The following is a 20,868-nucleotide window of genomic DNA, read 5'->3' on the forward strand; positions in this document are numbered from 1 at the left end:
ACACTCAGAACAGAAAAAGACATTTAAGAAGTTCATTTAATATAAAAAAGCGGTCGCTGCTGATAATGAAGTAAATAAAGAATAGTCAGATTGGCATGTAAACTCTCCTGAGAGATTGTCGCAAAAAGGCAGCACAAGCAAAATGATTGGAAATTTCTTCCCCAGAAATGAACAGTTACAATTTATTCGGCTCAACAAATCGCAAGATTTGTTGAGCTGATATTTTTTAATAAAAGACTTTGACGGGGAGTTTGACAATCGTTCCTTTGAAGTGGTATGATCGCAAAACATTCACTAACTTACAATATTGTAAGATCTTTTTAGTTGTCCAGATGAAATCAAACTTAAATGAAGGCAAAGTTTGAATAACTATTTAAGCGAGGGTCAATCAGTGTTTCATGTATTATTTGACACAACAGAAAAACAAATCAACCAGTTTCTCACCTATTGTTATGAAAGGAATCAAACAACTTATTCAACCAAAGAGCTGATGGCTGCGTTTAACTATAAAACTAGCAAGCTATTGTCTGTTATTCAACAGGTAGAATTATTTCAGGAGCAATATTCTGAATATACGGTAAATTATCAATCAGAATCAAAAACTATCAAGATAGAATTTTCACCTAGATTTCTGCTAAGCAAAGTTTATGCAATCTTGGTGGAAAGAACTGTCGGATTTACCTTTCTTGATTTGTTGTTTAAGGGAAAGTACCACTCATTGGAGCAATTAAGCCAAGAGACATATAGCAGTTTACGGACGATTCAAAGAAAATTGACTGAATTGAATCAAGTGTTAGCAAATTATCATTTATCATACAGTTTAAGAAAAGGAAATCCACTTGAAGGAAAAGAGTACTACATACGTTATTTTTATCATGTCATGTATTGGCAGTTGTTTGATGAAACGGACTCAGATCTTTTAGCAACGATAAGGGACAAGCAAACTATTGCTACTCAAATTGAGCGTCACGCTCCTTACATGCGAAAAATTGATTGCAATAAATTTTTATCTCTGCTGGCTATTTCATTGCAGCGAATCAAACAGCAACATTTTATTGTAGAAATTCCTGATGAAATAACGACTTTCGAGCATCCATTGATGACTAAAAGAAAGTTTACCGAATGCATACTGGCACCTTTTTTTCAGGCAAATGTTTACGCTGTGAGTGATCTCACGGACGAAGAAATCAGTTTTCTTTATTTTATGTTTGCAGTAATGAATACATATTTGGAAGAGGATCTGACTGAAATCCATCAGGATTGGTTTGATAATGAGCAGTATTCGACTGAGGAGATCATTGTTGACAAACTGTCTGCATACTTTGATTTGGCACTCACTCCGAAAGAAAAAAATTATTTATTGGTCAACTTACTCATGATTCATTCCTACTCATCAGTTTTTGGAACAGAACATAAAATAGATGGGTTTGGAAAACAAACGCGGGAAAGTGAGCTTGAAGCTTATTTCCCAGTCATGTACCCAACGATGAGACGATTTTTGATCGCAATAAAAAGAGAAATCCCTCCACTTGTTGGGTTTGCAAAGAAGAATGATCGTCTTATCTTTCAATACTGCATGCTCGTTCGAACAGTCTTTATTAAATATGAGCGTCCAGTAACTTTTTCTATTCAATCGAAATTTGGCAAGACACAAGAATTATGGATCAAAAATCGATTGTTGAACACCTCCCATCGAGCAATCCAGCATGTTCCTTCAGTTGATGAACCAGATATTCTAATCAGTGATTACCCGATCTATCGCCAGCTAGGGGCAAACAAATGGAGATTTTTTATTGGAATGGTCAGCCCACCAGCAGTGACTGGGAACGTTTGAAAGAAAAGATTCATAAAATTCGGAGCGAAAAGCATAAACAGGTTTTTGACAGCCTAAGTTTCCATCAGTTTTCCTAGCAGCAGGTGAATTATTCACATTTCGGAGAAAACACCTCTTTATAAATTTATATGTTCAGTCCAATTCCCTCATTTGTTAAATGATAATTTGATTTCTACTACGTTTATTTTTTATTAAATCATGTCATTAATTTAAAATCCCAATTTGATGAAGCTGGCTCGTATTCTTTGAAGTTCATTCGGAAGTAAGAAGACCAAATTGAAAAGATCATTCTTTTTCCTGTTGACTTTTTAATACTCTAGTGGGATGGTAGTAATAACTATTATCATGAAAGTAAAAAAATAGCGAATAGGAAGTAGGGATGAAATGACAGAAATACTAACACTGAAAAATGTATCGAAACTGATTGGAACCAAGCAAATCATTGATAATGCTTCTTTCTCAGTGGAAAAAGGGCAAGTGGTCGGGTTATTAGGACCGAATGGTGCGGGTAAGACGACGATTATTCGAATGATCGTTGGCTTAATGAAGCACAATAAAGGCTCAATTACGATCATGGGGAATTCCCTAGAAACGTCTTTTAAAGCAGCCATTGCCTCGGTAGGAGCGATTGTAGAAAATCCTGAGTTCTACAATTATCTGACTGGTTACGAGAATTTGATGCAGTACCAGCGCATGGCGAAGACAAAAATGACGGCAGTTGAGATGGATGACTTGATTCGCCAAGTTCATTTAGAAGAATATATCAATCAAAAAGTCAAAACGTATTCACTAGGGATGCGCCAACGATTGGGTGTGGCACAGGCATTAATCCATCGTCCTACTCTCTTAGTATTAGATGAGCCAATGAACGGACTTGACCCAAAGGGTATGAGAGAGTTTCGGGAAATGATTCTCATGTTAAGAGAACAGGGTGTTTCTGTTTTAGTATCGAGTCACCAATTAAGTGATATCGAACAGATTGCAGATCATCTGATCGTTGTCCAAAAAGGGAAAGTGACCCATCAAGTCGCGATGGATACCTTGAAGGCAGAAAAAAGCCTACTGATCATCAAAACAGATGACGATCAGGAAGCATTAAATGTCTTGAAGACTAAATTCCAAATCGATGGACTTGCTTTGACTGATGGATTACAGATTTCACTTGAAACGGATAATCGTTCTGAGATCGCTGCTGCCCTCGTTAATGCAGGGATTGGTTTAAAGGAAATGAAATTGCAGCAATCTTCGCTGGAAGAAACATTTTTGGCTTGGACGGAAGAGGGAGGGCTCTAGAATGAGGACACTAATAAAAAATGAATGGATCAAAGTCACGAAAAAAAAGTCCACATGGATCATGTTGGGACTTTTGGTGGTTTTAACATTCGGACTCACCTATGTGATCCGCTTAGGCTCGCCTGATACTAAAGCCAACGATCTATTTATATTTCTAAGCGACATGACGTCATTTTTGAATTTATTTGTTGTTATTGTGGCAGCTTCAGCGGTAGCAGAAGAATTTAGTCGAGGGACCATCAAGTTTTTGTTGATTCGGCCATTTTCAAGAAGTCAGATATTAGCCGCAAAAGCCATCAACACACTCTTATTTGCTTTGCTTGGCACACTGGTTTTATTTCTAAGCAGTTTTCTTGCCAGTAATTTGTTTTTGATAGCTGAATCTCCCTTCACATCAACGGATTATAATCAATTGCCTGCTATAGTTGTGGCTCTTGTCTATGCAGCAACGAATTTACTGTTGATTGTATTTTATATGACCATGACCCTGTTCATCTCTGCCGTCATTCGCTCTCAAAGTATGGCAGTGGGATTAGGAGTAGCTGTGTTGTTCGGGAGCAGCATCATCAACTCCATCATGCTTTTTGCGATAGAAAAATATCCTTGGTTGAAGTGGAATCCATTTAATTTTATGAATATCAAAGATACGGTTCCCACATTATTGCATCAAACGGATATGCAAAATGCAATAATTGATCCGGGTTTGAATTATTGGGAAATGACGATTGGACTTTTGTTATACAGCTTATTGATCTACTTTTTGACAAACTGGTTGTTCAACAAACGAGATGTGGCATTAAGCTGATATATAGAGGGAAAGTTTTTGGAGAAATCCTGCTTTCTCTCTTTCTTTTTGTATTTTTTTCTAGTAAAATGATTCATTGAGAGTACAAGAGAAAGGAGAGATTTCAAATGGTTAGTTTAGGAATTGTAATCGTGATCGCTGTTATCGCGGTATTATTAGGCGCTGTCGGCGGCTTCTTTTTGGCGCGTAAATATATGCAAGATTATCTGAAGAAAAATCCTCCCGTTAATGAGGATATGTTGCGTTCGATGATGATGTCAATGGGCCAAAAGCCTTCTGAGAAGAAGATTCGGCAAATGATGCAACAGATGAAAAACCAAAAATAGGTTTTTTAGTGCAAAAAGCGGGCTGATCCCATCAGCTCGCTTTTTGTTGCGAGTCACTGCGATTGGCCGCGTCAGCGAGGCAGAGCAGATGAGGAGGAATACCTACTCGGTGTTGCGAGTCACTGCGATTGACCGCGTCAGCGAGGCATGCAAGTTCATCTTAGTGATTTTCCCTTAGATGAACTGTAAGCGAAGCAGAGCGTAGATAAGCAGATGAGGAGGAATACCTCGTGTTGCGAGTCACTGCGATTGACCGTGTCAGTGAGACATGCAAGTTCATCTTAGTGCTTTTCGCTTAGAAGAACTGTAAGCGAAGCAGAGCGTAGATAAGCAAATGAGGAGGAATACCTCGTGTTGCGAGTCACTGCGATTGACCGCGTCAGCGAGGCATGCAAGTTCATCTTAGTGATTTTCCCTTAGATGAACTGTAAGCGAAGCGTAGATGAGCAAATGAATTGTGCCTATCGTTGGGTAGGTAACAAAACGTGTTTCACGAGGAATCCAAGTGTAACTACATCGGAAGGTCAGTCATTGCCAAAATAGTCCGAAAATTTCGATGATTCAAATCATAGTCAACAGGAGTGAATAATAGGAGGGTGTTATGTCGATTTTTAGAAAGTTAGGTTGGTTTTTTAGACAAGAAAGGAAACATTATTATATAGGAGTAGCCGCATTGGTTTTGGTGGCTCTCGTTCAATTAGCGCCACCCAAAGTGATCGGAATCATTATTGATGAGATCGCAGAAAAAGAGATTTCGATAGAAACGATTTTATTTTGGATAGGTATTTTGCTTGCCGCTGCATTAGCACAATATATTTTTCGTTTTGTCTGGCGGATAAATATTTGGGGGAGTGCTGCACGCTTGGAAAAAAGCTTACGTCGTCAATTATTCGATCACTTCACCAAAATGGATCATCTTTTCTATCAAAAACATCGAACTGGAGATTTGATGGCCCATGCCACCAATGATTTGAACGCCATTCAAAACGTTGCTGGGGCGGGTATTTTAACTTTTGCGGATTCGTTTATCTCTGGAGGAGCAACGATCATCGCCATGATCCTTTTTATCGATTGGCGTCTGACCTTGATTGCGTTGATTCCTTTGCCATTTCTTGCGGTCATGGCTAGAGTGTTAGGCAGCAAACTACATGATGCTTTTCGTGATTCGCAAGAAGCTTTTTCAGCGATTAATGACAAAGCGCAAGAAAGTATTACTGGGATAAAAGTCATCAAAACGTTTGGACAAGAGACAGAAGATATTCAAGATTTTCAAGCTAAAATTGATGATGCCATCATCAAGAACCGTAAAGTCAATTTTTTAGATGCACTTTTTGATCCTTTCATTACATTGATTATCGGTGTCTCATATGTCTTAACGATTATTGTGGGTGGTCGTTTTGTCATGTCAGGAGAGATATCGATTGGCCAATTGGTTTCATTTATTAGTTATATTGGTATGTTGGTTTGGCCTATGTTCGCCATTGGCCGTCTGTTCAATGTTTTAGAACGAGGGAATGCCAGCTATGATCGGGTATCTGAATTGCTGGGGGAAAGAACCCATATTGTTGAAAAAAAACACGCGATCCAAGAGCCGGCTCAAGGTAAAATTGAAGTGGCGTTAGACGCTTTTCGCTATCATGATGCCGAAGAAATCACGCTGCAACAGATAGCATTTACCTTACATGAAGGACAGACATTAGGAATCGTTGGCAAAACCGGTGCAGGTAAAACCTCCATTTTGAAGTTGCTGATGCGGGAATATGATCATTATGAGGGTGACATTCTTTTTGGCGGGCACAGCATCAAAGAATATACTTTGAATGCATTATTGGGCTCTATCGGGTATGTTCCCCAAGGTCACTTTCTTTTTTCCATGTCGATTCGAGACAATATCCGTTTTGCGGTACCCCAAGCACCACAAGAAGCGGTTGAAGCGGCTGCTGATTTGGCGTCAATCAATGATGACATCAAAGCATTGCCAGAAGGATACGAAACAATGGTCGGTGAACGAGGGGTCTCATTATCTGGCGGGCAGAAACAGCGGTTGTCCATCGCACGGGCATTGATTGTTGATCCAGAATTACTGATCTTAGATGATGCCTTGTCAGCTGTCGATGCCAAAACAGAAGAAGATATTTTGCACAAATTGCGAGACTATCGAAAAGACAAAACAACGATTATTTCTGCGCATCGGCTAAGTAGTGTGAAGCATGCCGAAGAGATCTTAGTTATCGATGAAGGAAGAATCATCGAGCGAGGGACCCACGAAGCCCTGTTAGCCAAAAATGGCTGGTACAAAAAAATGTGGGACAAGCAACAACTGGAAGCCAAAATTGAAGGGAGTGAAGTATAATGGAACGTCAAGAATCTGAATGGTCAAAATCAATTCCATTTAAAGAGCAAAAATTGATCATCAAGCGGATGTTACAATTTGCAAAACCCTTCAAGAAGACATTTTTTGCAGCCATTTTCTTTGCTTTTCTCTTATCAATTGTCAACATTCTCCTGCCTAGAATTCTGCAGACATTCATGGATAACTATCTAACACAACAGTCAGCAACCAATCAAATCATCTATTTCTTTGCGGGTCTCTATTTCTTTGGGGTAGTCATCAAAGCAGTCATCTGGTTTTTTCAATGGTTTCTATACTCGATGGCTTCCTTGCAGACGTATCAATATGTGCGGACCAAGTTATTCGAGAAGCTGCATAGTTTAGGTATGCGGTATTTTGATCAGACTCCGGCAGGTTCGATTGTGTCGCGGGTCAGCAATGATACCGAAACATTGTATGAATTCTGGTATGTGTTTTTGATGGTTTTGACTGGTATTTTTGCAGTCCTATCTTCTTTTGCTGCCATGTTTCAGATCAACGTAAAAATTGCTTTATTGAATCTGATTTTCTTACCTATTTTGATGATCGTCATCTGGTATTATCAAAAATTCAGCTCCCGAATCTATCGTCAAATGCGAGAAAAATTAAGTCAATTGAATACGAAATTGAACGAGTCGATCTCGGGAATGCAGATTATCCAGCAGTTCCGACAAGAAGCACGACTGAACCGAGAATTTGAGGAAACGAATGATGAATACCTCAAGACAAGGTATGCAATGATTCGTACTAATTCGTTGCTATTATCGCCGATCATCAATTTTCTCTATGCGATTGCAGTTGCGATGTCATTAACATTGTTTGGGTTTGATGCTTTGCATTCTCCGATTGAAGTGGGGTTGATTTATGCTTTTACCACCTATGTCCAAGGCTTCTTCAATCCTATGACACAGATGATGGATTTTCTCAGCGTCTTTACTGATGGCATGGTGGCTGGTAGCCGTATTCTTAAAATCATGGATAATGAAGAATTTACCCCACAACAACATCCAGATGCGAATCAAGTCATTGAACAAGGAAAGATTGAATTTCGTAATGTCAGTTTTTCTTATGATGGAGAAAATCATGTATTGAAGAATATTTCCTTTACTGCTTATCCAGGAGAAACCGTCGCTTTGGTGGGACACACTGGTAGCGGCAAAAGCTCGATCATTAATGTTTTAATGCGCTTTTACGAATTTGGTGAGGGACAAATTTTGATTGACGATCATGATATTCGCGATTTTACGATCGAAGAATTGCGAAAAAAAATCGGATTGGTTTTACAAGATGCTTTCATGTTCTATGGAGATATTTCTGACAATATTCGTTTATTGAACCCAGAAATCAGCGAAGAACAAATCCGAGCAGCAGCGAAATTTGTGCAAGCAGATAAATTTATCGAAAAACTGGAGGGCACTTATCATGCCAAAGTGCTTGAACGTGGCGCTAGCTACTCCAGCGGGCAACGACAGTTGATCTCATTTGCTAGAACGATGGTGACTGATCCTAAAATCCTCGTTTTAGATGAAGCTACTGCCAATATCGACACCGAAACAGAAGGATTGATCCAGGAAGGGTTGGCGAATATGCGACAAGGGAGAACTACGATTGCCATCGCCCACCGATTATCCACGATTCGGGATGCTGAATTGATTTTAGTTTTAGATAAAGGACGTATCGTCGAACGAGGAAACCATGATTCATTGTTAAAACAGCAAGGCCTTTATGCAGATATGTATAAATTACAGTCCAGTGACGTGTGATCAGTCGGAAATATTATTTGCTGTTTCCTTCCAGTGGACACTAACTAATTACTAGAATTCCATGTATCCATTACTCCATCACTTTGTTGGTGTTGGCTTGGGAGCGGGTATGTGGGGTTCTTGTTTTTCATCGATTCATTTTATAAAAGGAATCGGGAGGAAGTAAAATAGCGAATCCTTTTTACGGTCAATGTATTGACAGCGTTTTCTCCGTTTGCTATCATAAGGATAAGTTAATCATTCGTATGGATAGTGATTGTTGAAAAAACAAGCTAAACCTGATGAAAGTAAGGCTATTTGGTCTGCTCTCATTAGGTTTTTTTTCTGGAAAAAAGGAGTATGGATCAAAATTGATTTGAATGGCTATCTCGTATAAAAATAGGTTAGTACGTCAATAATCAAGTGGGGGTAAAACATGAAAATCAGTAAAGTGTTAAACAATAATGTCGTGATAACTACTGATGAAAAACAAAACGAAATTATTGTGATGGGAAGAGGGATCGCATTCAAGAAAAAAGTTGGTGACGATATCAGTGATCAAACGATCGATAAAGTATATCGTTTAGAAAATCGTACGATTGCTTCCCAATTTCAGGAATTATTGGCCGACTTGCCATTAGAATATTTGGAACTTTCGAACCAAGTAATCGAATATGCAAGAGAAGAGTTGTCCTCACCGATCAACGATTCGATCTATATTTCTTTACCTGATCATTTACATAGTGCAATCGAGCGTGCCAAAAAAGGGATCGTTGTCAAAAATGTTCTTCTCTGGGACATCAAGCGATTTTTTCCAGATGAATTCAAAATCGGAAAACGAACGATTGAAAAAATTAGTGAGCGCTATGGGATTGAGTTGCCGGAAGATGAAGCGGGTTTCATTGCACTGCATTTGGTAAACGCTCAAACAGAAAACAATGATCAAAGCAATCTTTATGAATTGACGAAAACAATGCAAGATATCATCAATATCGTCAAATACTATTTTAAAACAACTTTCGATGAAGAATCGGTTTATTTTTATCGTTTTACTACGCATTTGCGTTTTTTTGTTTCCCGCATGCAGAACCACTCTACCCATGCGGAAGAGACTGACGATGAGCTCCTTGAGATGGTAAAGATAAAATATCGCAACGCCTATCAATGTGTGCAAAAAATCAAATCATTTCTGGTAACGAATTATCGTTACGATATGTCCAATGATGAAAGTTTGTATTTAACGATTCATATTGCGCGATTGGTGCAAAAGAATCGCTAACCATAAAAGAAAGGAGGTCACCCCAGAATAAACTGGGGAATAGTAAAGCATTTTTTGGATAGTGACATTCAGTTGGCTAAACCTTCAATCAAACAAAAATTGGAGGAAACAAAAATGGGAAAATATCATGAATTAGCAGAAAAAATCGTGGCAAATGTGGGCGGAAAAGAAAATATCAATAGTTTGACCCACTGTATCACTCGGCTGCGGTTTAAATTGAAAGACGAAGGAATCGCGAACGATGACATCTTGAAAAATATGGATGGGGTCGTAACAGTGATGAAAAGTGGCGGTCAATACCAAGTAGTTATCGGTAATCATGTGCCAGATGTCTATGCAGAAGTAGTGGATGTTGCGGGGATCAGTGAAAACAGTGAAGAAGAAAGTTCCGGAGGGAATATTTTCAATCGTCTGATCGATATCCTCAGCGGTTGTTTCCAGCCTTTCTTAGGTGCGTTAGCAGCTGCCGGTATGATCAAAGGATTTAATGCATTATTAGTCTTTTTGGGTACACAGGGTTGGTTCAACTATACAGCAGAATCAGGCACATATGTAATGTTGAATGCGATCGGTGATGCAATATTTATGTTTATGCCGGTTATTTTAGGTTATACTTCTGCAAAAAAATTCCGTTTGAATCCGATGGTCGGTATCGTTATTGGAGCCGCTCTATGCTACCCAACGATTCAAGGCACTGCACTGCAAACAGCGTTTACCGCAGTTGCCGGAGAAGGAGCAGCAGCACCTTATAGCTTACTTGGACAATCTGCCTATCAAACTTTCTTAGGTATTCCATGGGTAGGGGCAACCTATACAAGTAGTGTCGTACCAGTCATTTTCATTATTGCATTTGCTGCACAGATTCAAAAACTTGCTAAAAAAGTGATTCCAAGTGTCGTGCAAACTTTCTTGGTACCATTTTTCGTCTTACTGATTGCTTTACCTGTTGGGTTCTTGATCATTGGTCCAATCATCAGCATGTTGACAGATCTCTTGAGTGCCGGATTCCAAGCGCTAATGGACTTCTCGCCAGCGGTTTATGGATTGATTCTAGGATTCTTCTGGCAAGTATTGGTTATCTTCGGCTTACACTGGTCGGTTGTGCCACTAGCGATCATGCAAGTTACGCAACAAGGATTCAGCCAAGTGTTGACAGGTTCCTTTGGAGCTAGCTTTGCTCAAACAGCAGTTGTCGTTGCCATGTATTTCAAATTAAGAGACAAAAAGATGAAAGCATTATGTCCGCCAGCGATCATTTCTGGTATCTTTGGTGTAACTGAACCAGCTATTTATGGGATCACTCTTCCTAAAAAGACCCCTTTCATATATTCTATGATCGGTGGTGCTGTCGGCGGACTGTTCTTAATGGTCAATGGTGTAACGGGCTACACGATGGGCGGACTTGGTATTTTCGGGATCTTTAACTTCATCACACCGGATGGAGATGCGAGTGGCATGTGGACTTCACTGATTGCTATCGCCATCTCTGCAGCGATTGGTTTTGGTTTGACGATGGCATTCTGGAAAGACAATACAGTAGTCGAAGAAATTGCTGAAGGCGAACCTACAATGTCTGTACGTAAAGAAATCATTAGTTCTCCTATCGAAGGAACGGTTGCACCTTTAAGCAGTGCCAAAGATGAAGCTTTTGCCCAAGGAATCTTAGGTAAAGGAATCTTGATCCATCCTACAAAAGGGGAAGTCGTTGCTCCATTTGATGGTACCGTTATGACATTGTTCCCAACGAAACACGCCATCGGGTTGATCTCAGATAACGGATTGGAATTGTTGATCCATATCGGTTTAGATACCGTTCAACTCAATGGGCAATACTTCGAAGCGCATGTCAAGCAAGGAGATAGAGTAACTCGAGGTCAAAAATTGATTACCTTTGACAAAGATGCGCTGATCAAAGCTGGTTTCAACATTGAGACCCCTGTTTTGGTAACAAATTCTGCTGATTACTTAGATATTATTGAATCAGATAAAAATGAAGTTGCTTGTTCAGATGATTTGATCACAGCTCTCGTTTAGCGAAAACTTTCTAAAAAGAGCTATTTATGCATAAAAGCGATCGGCCATGTGGGGCGATCGCTTTTTGTCAGCCGTTTAATTCGGAAACAGAGAGTCTTTGTATTGAAGATTTTTATCGTAGGTTGGTTCAGCGATAATCGTTGAGGAAGTAGGACGTTTGTCATAAGCCATGCCAATATCGATCAAATGCTGAAGATTTTTTTCATAATGTTCCGAAAAGACGATTCCATACAGCACATCCAGTAGGTAGCAAACGGACGTATTAATCGTGAAATTTGCGATCTTTGAGTAAAGCCTTTCTCGGGTTGTGATATTTAAGACACAATCACTTAATTTTGCCAATGCGTTCTCGCCAATACTAGTCATTCCAATAATTGAAACTTGACGTTCGGCAAGAATTTTACCGATTTCTTTGATCATCTTGTTTTCACCAGTATAAGAAATCAAGATGGCTGTCGTATCAGAAGTACAGTTGGATGCTTCATAAGCACTTTCGCCAAAAGTGTCACAAACATGGATGTTTTTTCCTAAACGCCGCATCTTCAAAACAAAGTCTTGAGAAATCAAGGTATTGGCATTACTTGCGAAAATCTTGATATGGCTGGCATTGAGTAGCGATTGTTTCGCTTTTTGCAGTTCATCGTGATGGATCAAGGAAAGCGTATCTTCAATCGTTGTTTGTTCGAGTTTCGCTAACTTTTTGGCGATCGTCATAATGCTGTCATGGGAGGAAAAGGGAAAGTTGGCATCAAGATCTGTAAAATGACTGCTCATATAGGTTTGCTCTTCCAAAAAGGCTGTCTTTAAGTCGAGCCAACCGTTGAAGCCTAATTTTTTGGCGATCCGAATAAAAGTAGAAGGATGAACGTAGGTTTTTTCAGACAATTCCTTGATGGTTTGATCAGCCATCGCAGTTGGATTGGCTAATAAAAAATCGATCAAAGATCGTTCAGCAGGGGCCAACTTGATTTGGCGCATTTTTTCTTGTAATAACATGGTGTCCACATTCCTTTTTACATTTTTATATAGTTGTTTGTAAATAAAATTATCGGAAATTTTTCTTTTTTGAGTATTTGAATAATTGTCGATATGAATATTATTCCTTATATCATTCGATTTGTAAATACTTTTTACAAATCACTCGCAAGATATCCCTAGATTTGCAAACGCTTTTTCTAAATAATAAATTTACATTGAATCTAATTATTTTATAAATGATAATAAGGGTGTAAATAAAATAGCAAAGGAGCAATACAATGACAAAAGGAATCAAAATCGCTACCATTGGTGGCGGCAGTAGTTATACTCCGGAGTTAATGGAAGGCTTTATCAAACGCTATGAAGAACTGCCAATTCGGGAAATTTGGTTAGTAGATATCGAAGCAGGAAAAGAAAAACTGGCAATCGTTGGAGCGATGGCACAGCGAATGTGGGATGCTTCTCCTTATGATGTGAAAATCCACATGACGCTGGATCGAGAAGAAGCCTTGAAAGATGCAGATTTTGTTACGACTCAATTTCGAGTAGGCTTGCTGAATGCCCGGATCAAAGATGAGCGTATTCCTGCCTATTATGGCATGATCGGTCAAGAAACCAACGGTCCTGGCGGGATGTTTAAAGCATTTCGGACAGTACCAATTATTCTGGAAATCGTAGAAGATATGAAACGCTTATGTCCAAATGCTTGGTTGATTAATTTTGCCAATCCAAGCGGCATGGTCACAGAAGCGGTTGTCCGTTATGGGAAATGGGATAGAGTGATTGGACTTTGCAATGTTCCTGTGATGGCGACCATGATCGAACCTGCATTGATCGGTAAAGAGCCGGATGAGTTAATCTACAAATTTGCTGGCTTAAACCATTTCCATTGGCATAAAGTCACTGACTCACACGGAAATGATGTGACGATGGATATTATTGATAAAATGTATCAGGAAGATAATGGTTTGCCGAAAAATATTTTTGATGTGCCGTTTTATCGTGAACAATTAGAACAAATGAGAATGATTCCTTGCGGTTATCATCGCTATTACTATCGTCAAGAAGAAATGTTGAAGCATGCACTGGAAGAATATCAGACTGTAGGAACGAGAGCGCAGCAAGTGAAGCAAACAGAGGCAGAACTTTTTGAACTTTATAAAGATCCAGAATTGGATCATAAACCAGAACAGCTGCAGCAACGTGGGGGAGCCTACTATTCAGATGCGGCTTGCGAAACGATTGCCTCGATTTATGCAAACAAAAATACCCAGATCGTGGTCTCAACCAAAAATGAGGGAGCTGTTCCTGACCTACCGGCTGATTGTGTTGTCGAAGTTACCGCGTATGTTGGGGGACAAGGTGCCCGCAATGTGGCTTTTGGCGAGCTGCCGACTGCAGAAAAAGGCTGGCTACAAGTAATGAAGGCTATGGAGCTTTTAACGATCGAAGCAGCGGTTACTGGCGATTACAATACCGCATTACAAGCTTTCACCATTAACCCATTGGTGCCATCAGGAGAAACAGCTAAACGCGTAATGGATGAATTATTTATTGCTCACAAAGCTTATCTACCAAACTTTAAATCAACGATTGAGCGTTTGGAAAAAGAAGGAATCGAAGTTCAAGACGAACTGGCAAAATCACTTAATTAATCAACAAAATATCAAGAAAGTAGGAATGAAATAATGGGATTTAGAAAAGACTTTTTATGGGGCGGCGCAACTGCTGCCAATCAGTGTGAAGGAGGTTACAACGAAGGTGGGCGAGGCCTAGCCAATGTCGATGTTGTACCGATCGGTAAAGATCGTTTTCCAGTCATCACAGGACAGATGAAAATGTTTGATTTTGATGAGGATCATTTTTATCCTGCCAAAGAAGCAATCGATATGTATCATCGTTACAAAGAAGATATTGCTTTATTTGGAGAAATGGGCTTTAAAACCTATCGTTTGTCCATTGCTTGGAGTCGTATTTTTCCAAAAGGGGACGAACAAGAACCAAATGAAGACGGCTTGAAATTCTATGAGGATCTCTTCAAAGAGTGTCATAAATATGGTATTGAACCACTGGTAACGATCACGCACTTTGATTGTCCAATGCATTTAGTAGAAAAATATGGTGCTTGGCGTTCACGAGAATTAGTAGGCTTTTATGAGAATTTATGCCGAGTTATTTTTAATCGTTACAAAGGATTGGTCAAATATTGGTTAACTTTCAACGAAATCAACATGATTCTTCACGCGCCATTTATGGGAGCTGGCCTCTATTTTGAAGAAGGCGACAACGTGGAGCAGGTCAAATACCAAGCGGCCCATCATGAATTACTGGCATCTGCGATTGCGACGAAAATCGCTCACGAAGTAGATCCGGAAAATAAAGTGGGCTGTATGCTGGCTGCAGGTGCCTACTACCCTTACACAAGTAAGCCTGAAGATGTTTGGGCATCAAGAAAATCAGATCGCGAAAACTATTTCTTCATTGATGTCCAATCTCGGGGAGAATACCCACAATATGCATTGAAGGAAATGGCCCGTAACGGGATTGAGATCAAAATGGAAGAAGGCGACTTAGAGTTATTGAAGGCCCACACAGTTGATTTTATTTCATTCTCTTACTACTCTTCTCGGGTATCGACAACAGATGCTGAGCTATTGGAACAAACTTCTGGAAATATTTTTGCTTCAGTAAAAAATCCTTATTTGGAAGCAAGCGAATGGGGCTGGCAGATCGACCCGTTAGGTTTGCGGATTACTATGAATGACCTTTATGATCGTTACCAAAAACCATTATTCATTGTAGAGAACGGTTTGGGTGCTGTTGATACACCAGATGCTGATGGCTATGTGGAGGATGATTACCGAATTGATTATCTTGCAGCACATATACAAGCCATGAAAGACGCTGTTGAACAAGATGGTGTTGATCTATTAGGGTATACAACATGGGGATGTATCGATTTGGTCTCTGCGGGAACAGGTGAGATGAAAAAACGCTACGGTTTTATCTATGTTGATCGCGACAATGAAGGCAATGGTACGCTGAAACGGACGAAGAAAAAATCTTTCGACTGGTACAAACAAGTCATTGCTTCAAATGGCGAAGACTTAACAAACAAATAATCATGCTTGCGGCTTCTTCTTGGATGAATTCTAAGAAGAAAGCCGCTGATAGTCTTTACGATGGAGGGATAATATGGGGTTTCCAAAAAATTTTCAATGGGGTGGCGCAACAGCCGCGAACCAATATGAAGGCGGCTATCTTTCTGGCGGAAAAGGGTTAAACACCCTCGATGCCATTACAGGAGGCAGTATGGATCAGCCGCGAATGATTACCTATAAAACAAAAGACGGCCAGATCGGGAAAGTTACTCGGGATACCGAATTACCTGAAGGTGCCGTTGGGTACATCGATCCAGAACAGTATTATCCTAGTCATGTGGCAACAGACTTTTACCATCATTATCAGGAAGATATTGCGTTGTTTGCAGAGATGGGCTTTAAGTGTTTTCGGATGTCTATTTCCTGGGCGCGGATTTGTCCAAAAGGAACCAGAGAGATCAACGAAGACGGCCTGGCTTTTTATGATGCAGTTTTCGATGAGTTGTTGAAGCATGGCATTGAGCCAGTGGTGACGATCAATCACTTTGATATTCCTATGTATTTAGCGGATGAATATGATGGTTGGTCGAATCGCAAAGTGATCGACTATTTCTTGTTTTTCTGCGAAACGATCTTCACTCGTTACCAAGATAAAGTGAAATATTGGATGACGTTTAACGAGATCAACTTTTTGAGAAGTTGGACACAAATTGGTATTCATAAAAATGATAAGCAGCATAAGTATCAAGCTGCGCATCACTTGTTTGTAGCAAGTGCTAAAGCAGTACAAATGGGACACCGAATCAACCCGGATTTCATGATTGGGATGATGGTGGCGTATATTCCAAGTTATCCGATGACAGCTAACCCAGAGGATGTTTTAGCTGCATTGCAATTCAATCGGGAACAAGAATTCTATATTGACGTTCAAGCAAAAGGCTATTATCCTACCCACAAGGTAAAAGAGTTCGAACGTGAAGGGATCGAAATCAAAAAAGAAGCTGGAGATGACGCGGTCATTGCGAACGGAACGGTTGACTATATCGGTTTTAGCTATTATATGTCAACCGCTTCTTCAGCAAATCCTGAAACAGTCAAGTATGTTGGCGGCAACCAAATGCCTGCGGTGAAAAATCCTTATTTAGCCGAATCGGATTGGGGCTGGGCGGTCGATCCATTAGGGTTGCGGATCTCATTGTGTCAATTGTCTGATCGTTATCATCTTCCTTTATTTGTAGTAGAGAATGGATTCGGTGCCATAGACAAAGTGGAATCTGACGGCTCGATCAATGACGATTATCGAATTGATTATTTCAAAAAACACATTGCAGCCATGAAAGATGCGATAACTCTTGATGGCGTAGACTTGATTGGCTATACACCTTGGGGATGTATCGATCTTGTATCGGCAGGAACTGGTGAGATGAAAAAACGCTATGGCTTTATTTATGTGGACATGGATGATCACGGGAACGGAACATTGGCCCGGAAAAAGAAAAAATCATTTGATTGGTACAAAGAAGTGATTGCTTCAAATGGAGAACAACTTTAAAGAATAAGAAAACATCCCCGCATTCATGGCGCAAACAGCAGTGAGAGAGTATTCATTGCTGTTGCAAACCGATGAGTGAGTGGATGTTTTTTCTGGTTAGGTCATTAGCCAAGAACCTTTTCAATACTAGGGATCATTTTGGTTGGATTAGTCTGAGGGGCAAAACGTTCAACGACATGTCCCTTGCGATCAATTAAAAATTTAGTAAAATTCCATTTGATCGCTTTCCCCATCGTTCCTGGGGCTTCTTCCTCCAAGTATTGAAAAAGCGGATCAGCTTCTTTTCCGTTGATGACTGTCAATTGATGCATCGGAAAGTCAACACCATAGGTTGTGCGACAAGCTTCGGCAGCTTCACTAGCAGAATGAACTTCTTGTTTGAATTGGTTGGAAGGGAAGCCTAAGACCATCAATCCTTGGTCGCGATATCGTTGGAACAATTCTTCAAGTTCGTTGAATTGGGGGCTCAATCCGCATTTTGTCGCCGTGTTGACGACAATGATGGCTTGCCCCCGATAGCGTTCTAATGAATAGGTTTCACCGTTTTCCAAAGTGGCTTGAAACGCGTAAATTGACATTTTTTTGCTCCTTTCGATAGTTGACAGTATTTTCTAATTGTTGATTGTTCAGTAGTTCTAAACTTGTAATTAGTATAGTTCAATCTGGATGAAAAACCAAAAATAATTGATTTTCTTTCAGCAGTAAATAGACACAAGGCAGCAAAAAGAGGTTGGGATCAGAAGTGTTAAACTTCGATAAATAAGGAGGAATATATGGAAATTGCTTTTCAATTTTTTGGTATTTCGACTTATTTCCGAAGACATTGTTTCGGCTACCGCTGTTTAGACGTGTTTAGAGCGTGAAACAAAAGTATTTTTTACTTTTGTTTCACGCTCTTTTATTCGCTTTGACATTCGATTGTCTAATTGGCAGAAAAGATGACCTTTTTAGCAAGTCATTAGATTTCTGAAGCGACTTCGCCTTCAATTTCTTTTCCATGGACTACCGATTTGGTTTTCCACACACCGGAATGCCAACGATAAATCATTAAAATACTCCGCAATGCTTCATCAATTGCGTAAGCGATCCAGACACCAATCAAGCCAAATTTAAAGACGATGGCCAAAGAGTACGAGAATGGTAAGCTGATGACCCAAAGAACGATCAAACTGCAGAATAATGGGAATTTAACATCCCCGCTGGCATTTAAAGAGCCCACTAGAATCATATTGACCGCACGTGCTGTCTCTAGGACGATTTCAACGAGAAATACGCCTTTAGCGATTGAGATGACTTCAGCATTGGTAGTAAAGATTCCCATAATCGGTTCGATAAAGAGATAAGTCAATAAACAAATTGTAACAGAAGCGATGATGCCAATAATCATTGTGCGCATGCCCCGTTTTTGTGCTCGCTCAAATTCTCCTGCGCCTACATGACGACCAATCATGATTTGATTTCCCTGACTTAACGCCGAGGCGATCAAATACACAAATTGAGTGATCGCTGTAACATAAGACTTAGCAATCAGCACGCTTGAACCTAATTGCGCAACGATCATCGTTACTACCACTTGTGCTCCTTGATAAGACAAAGATTCTCCTGAGGAAGGTAGGCCATAGGTTAAGACATTTTTCATTACATCCCATGATAAATACTTCAATCGGGCAGAAAGAACAGAAAAACCAACGTGTTTTTTCAGTAAAAATGCCGCAACAATCAAGCCAATCGTATTGCCGAAGACACTGGAGAAAGCTAGTCCTGTTACACCGAAATTAGGTAAGCCAAAAGGACTGTAAAGTACAAAGTAGTTACCAATAACAGCTAGGATACTGGCAAACATCGGTACAAGCAAAGCAGGTTTCGTAAAGCTGTGGCTACGCATGACCGCGATAATGACAGCTGTCAGCGAAGAAATAAACAAGCTTCCGCCATATACTTGCAGGTAGCCGCGACCCAAATCAACCAATGCTTCTTCTAATCCCATAAAATGCAGCAATTGATCAGAGCCAAAGATAAACATCAAGCTGATCAAAATACCTAAAAATAGAGAACCAAAAAGTGCTGTATTGATCACAGTAGGGATTTTATCTCGCTGCTTCGCACCAATTAGTTGAGCAATAATGATTTGCGTACCGACAGTGATGAAACCATAAATAAAGACGGTCAGATTCAGCAATTGATTTGCTGCGCTGACGGCAGCGACTGCTGGTTCAGAATAATGGGAAATCATCCATACATTGACATTCCCAATAATCACACGTAAAAATAGTTCAACAAAAATCGGCCAGCTAAGAAACAATAGTTCCCGATCAGATCTTTTCAAAAGTTTTTTCTTATTCAATTGTAAGGACTCCCCGTTTTCTATATAATAGATGTATCGTGAAAATTTTACAAAAAATGAAAAGAAAGTCAATGTAATTTTCAGAGAAAAAAACGGGAATATCTTATTATTTTTTGTAAGCAGAACATTCGACAGAAATTCTTTTTGAAAGTAAAGTATGGGTAGTCGAAAATGGAGGGAACAATTATGTATGATGTAATTATTATCGGCGCTGGACCTGCCGGCATGACAGCAGCGCTGTATGCGTCACGGTCAAATTTATCTGTTCTGATGATTGAGCGGGGAGCTCCTGGCGGTCAAATGAATAATACTGCTGAGGTTGAAAATTATCCTGGCTTCGATTCGATCTTAGGCCCAGAACTTGCTTTTAAAATGTATGAAAGTGCCATCCGCTTTGGCGTGGAGAATGCCTATGGCATCGTTCAAGGGATCACGGATCATGGAGAGTACAAAGAAGTCTGCACAGAAGACAAGAATTATCAAGGGAAAACTGTGATCATTGCAACAGGCTGTGTACATAGAAAATTAGGAGTCAAAGGCGAGGAAGAATTCGCTGGACGCGGTGTTTCATATTGTGCAGTTTGTGATGGCGCCTTTTTCCGCAACAAACGGTTGATCGTAGTTGGTGGTGGAGATTCTGCAGTCGAAGAAGCGATCTACTTAACACAATTTGCTTCAGAAGTAACGATTGTCCACCGTCGGGATGAGCTACGTGCGCAAAAGATCATCCAAGAACGAGCATTTGCCAATGAAAAGATCTCATTTATTTGGGATTCTGTCGTGGAAGAAATCAAAGGCAACGAGATGGTCGTAACTGGTGTTCAAGTGCGAAATGTCAAAACAAATGAAGTAACGGAAGAAGCGGCTGGTGGTGTCTTTATCTACGTTGGGCTAGATCCATTGACTGAACCATTCAGAGCTAGCGGACTCACGAATGAAACAGGTTGGATCCCAACCAATGAAATGATGGAAACAACTATGCCAGGCGTCTATGCGGTAGGGGATGTTCGAGAAAAAGGCTTACGACAAATCACTACAGCAGTCGGGGACGGCAGTATCGCTGGCCAACAAGTATTTGATTTTATAGAAACACAAAAAGACCAGCAACCAATTAAATAATTATCGAACGCACTGTTATTTATAAAACGTTATTCGTTTTTGATAGCAGTGCGTTTGCATTTTCGTTTGGTTATTCTTTGAGAAAAACAG

The 20,868-nt window shown here is 40.0% G+C and carries 15 protein-coding genes; 12 read left to right on the plus strand and 3 right to left on the minus strand.

Features of this window, described 5'->3' with window-relative positions:
* Positions 1 to 391: 391 nt before the first annotated feature.
* The 8 genes from IGJ28_RS16510 to IGJ28_RS16545 all read left to right on the plus strand — a co-directional run bounded on the left by IGJ28_RS16510 (position 392) and on the right by IGJ28_RS16545 (position 11,684).
* A complete protein-coding gene (locus IGJ28_RS16510) occupies positions 392 to 1,834 on the plus strand; it encodes a helix-turn-helix domain-containing protein (protein WP_438845491.1) in 1,443 nt (480 codons plus the stop codon).
* Between the two features lie 384 nt (positions 1,835 to 2,218).
* Positions 2,219 to 3,127 carry an ABC transporter ATP-binding protein gene (locus IGJ28_RS16515; protein WP_113849585.1) on the plus strand — a complete coding sequence of 303 codons (909 nt, stop codon included), beginning with the start codon at positions 2,219 to 2,221 and terminating at the stop codon, positions 3,125 to 3,127.
* 1 nt (position 3,128) lies between these two features.
* Complete coding sequence (locus IGJ28_RS16520) at positions 3,129 to 3,932, plus strand: ABC transporter permease (protein WP_171917557.1); 804 nt, start codon at positions 3,129 to 3,131, stop codon at positions 3,930 to 3,932.
* Between the two features lie 107 nt (positions 3,933 to 4,039).
* A complete protein-coding gene (locus IGJ28_RS16525) occupies positions 4,040 to 4,258 on the plus strand; it encodes a YneF family protein (RefSeq protein WP_029486708.1) in 219 nt (72 codons plus the stop codon).
* 601 nt (positions 4,259 to 4,859) lie between these two features.
* The gene (locus tag IGJ28_RS16530) at positions 4,860 to 6,611 is read left to right on the plus strand and encodes an ABC transporter ATP-binding protein (protein ID WP_252711412.1); all 1,752 of its coding nucleotides are present in this window, start codon (positions 4,860 to 4,862) and stop codon (positions 6,609 to 6,611) included.
* Positions 6,611 to 8,392, plus strand: coding sequence for an ABC transporter ATP-binding protein (locus tag IGJ28_RS16535; RefSeq protein ID WP_438845492.1), 1,782 nt, complete (start codon positions 6,611 to 6,613; stop codon positions 8,390 to 8,392). The genes IGJ28_RS16530 and IGJ28_RS16535 overlap by 1 nt, the downstream gene beginning before the upstream one ends.
* Positions 8,393 to 8,807: 415 nt before the next feature.
* Positions 8,808 to 9,650: a BglG family transcription antiterminator LicT gene (licT, locus tag IGJ28_RS16540; protein ID WP_003126263.1), complete on the plus strand. Its 843-nt coding sequence runs from the start codon at positions 8,808 to 8,810 to the stop codon at positions 9,648 to 9,650.
* Positions 9,651 to 9,764: 114 nt separating this feature from the next.
* A complete protein-coding gene (locus IGJ28_RS16545; RefSeq protein WP_003126264.1) occupies positions 9,765 to 11,684 on the plus strand; it encodes a beta-glucoside-specific PTS transporter subunit IIABC in 1,920 nt (639 codons plus the stop codon).
* 75 nt (positions 11,685 to 11,759) lie between these two features.
* Here the strand turns inward: IGJ28_RS16545 and IGJ28_RS16550 are convergent, their stop codons facing one another.
* Positions 11,760 to 12,680 carry a MurR/RpiR family transcriptional regulator gene (locus IGJ28_RS16550; protein WP_438845493.1) on the minus strand — a complete coding sequence of 307 codons (921 nt, stop codon included), beginning with the start codon at positions 12,678 to 12,680 and terminating at the stop codon, positions 11,760 to 11,762.
* Positions 12,681 to 12,940: 260 nt separating this feature from the next.
* Between IGJ28_RS16550 and IGJ28_RS16555 the strand changes: the two genes are divergently transcribed.
* The 3 genes from IGJ28_RS16555 to IGJ28_RS16565 all read left to right on the plus strand — a co-directional run bounded on the left by IGJ28_RS16555 (position 12,941) and on the right by IGJ28_RS16565 (position 17,315).
* The gene (locus tag IGJ28_RS16555) at positions 12,941 to 14,317 is read left to right on the plus strand and encodes a 6-phospho-beta-glucosidase (protein ID WP_003126266.1); all 1,377 of its coding nucleotides are present in this window, start codon (positions 12,941 to 12,943) and stop codon (positions 14,315 to 14,317) included.
* A gap of 33 nt (positions 14,318 to 14,350) precedes the next feature.
* Entirely contained in the window at positions 14,351 to 15,784 is a 1,434-nt protein-coding gene (locus IGJ28_RS16560) for a 6-phospho-beta-glucosidase (protein WP_060815317.1), read from the plus strand.
* A 73-nt stretch (positions 15,785 to 15,857) separates the two neighbouring features.
* The gene (locus tag IGJ28_RS16565) at positions 15,858 to 17,315 is read left to right on the plus strand and encodes a family 1 glycosylhydrolase (RefSeq protein ID WP_252711411.1); all 1,458 of its coding nucleotides are present in this window, start codon (positions 15,858 to 15,860) and stop codon (positions 17,313 to 17,315) included.
* A gap of 104 nt (positions 17,316 to 17,419) precedes the next feature.
* Here the strand turns inward: IGJ28_RS16565 and IGJ28_RS16570 are convergent, their stop codons facing one another.
* On the minus strand, positions 17,420 to 17,893 hold the full coding sequence (locus tag IGJ28_RS16570) for a glutathione peroxidase (protein WP_005471196.1): 474 nt from the start codon (positions 17,891 to 17,893) through the stop codon (positions 17,420 to 17,422).
* 380 nt (positions 17,894 to 18,273) lie between these two features.
* Positions 18,274 to 19,659, minus strand: coding sequence for an MATE family efflux transporter (locus tag IGJ28_RS16575; protein ID WP_103299717.1), 1,386 nt, complete (start codon positions 19,657 to 19,659; stop codon positions 18,274 to 18,276).
* 186 nt (positions 19,660 to 19,845) lie between these two features.
* Here IGJ28_RS16575 and trxB point away from each other — a divergent pair, with 186 nt between their 5' ends.
* Positions 19,846 to 20,778 (plus strand): thioredoxin-disulfide reductase, encoded by a 933-nt coding sequence (trxB, locus tag IGJ28_RS16580; RefSeq protein ID WP_081131603.1) that lies wholly within the window; start codon positions 19,846 to 19,848, stop codon positions 20,776 to 20,778.
* The last annotated feature ends 90 nt before the right edge of the window (positions 20,779 to 20,868 follow it).

Source organism: Enterococcus sp. AZ091 (genome assembly GCF_051714805.1).
Classification (GTDB): Bacteria; Bacillota; Bacilli; order Lactobacillales; family Enterococcaceae; genus Enterococcus_D; species Enterococcus_D gallinarum.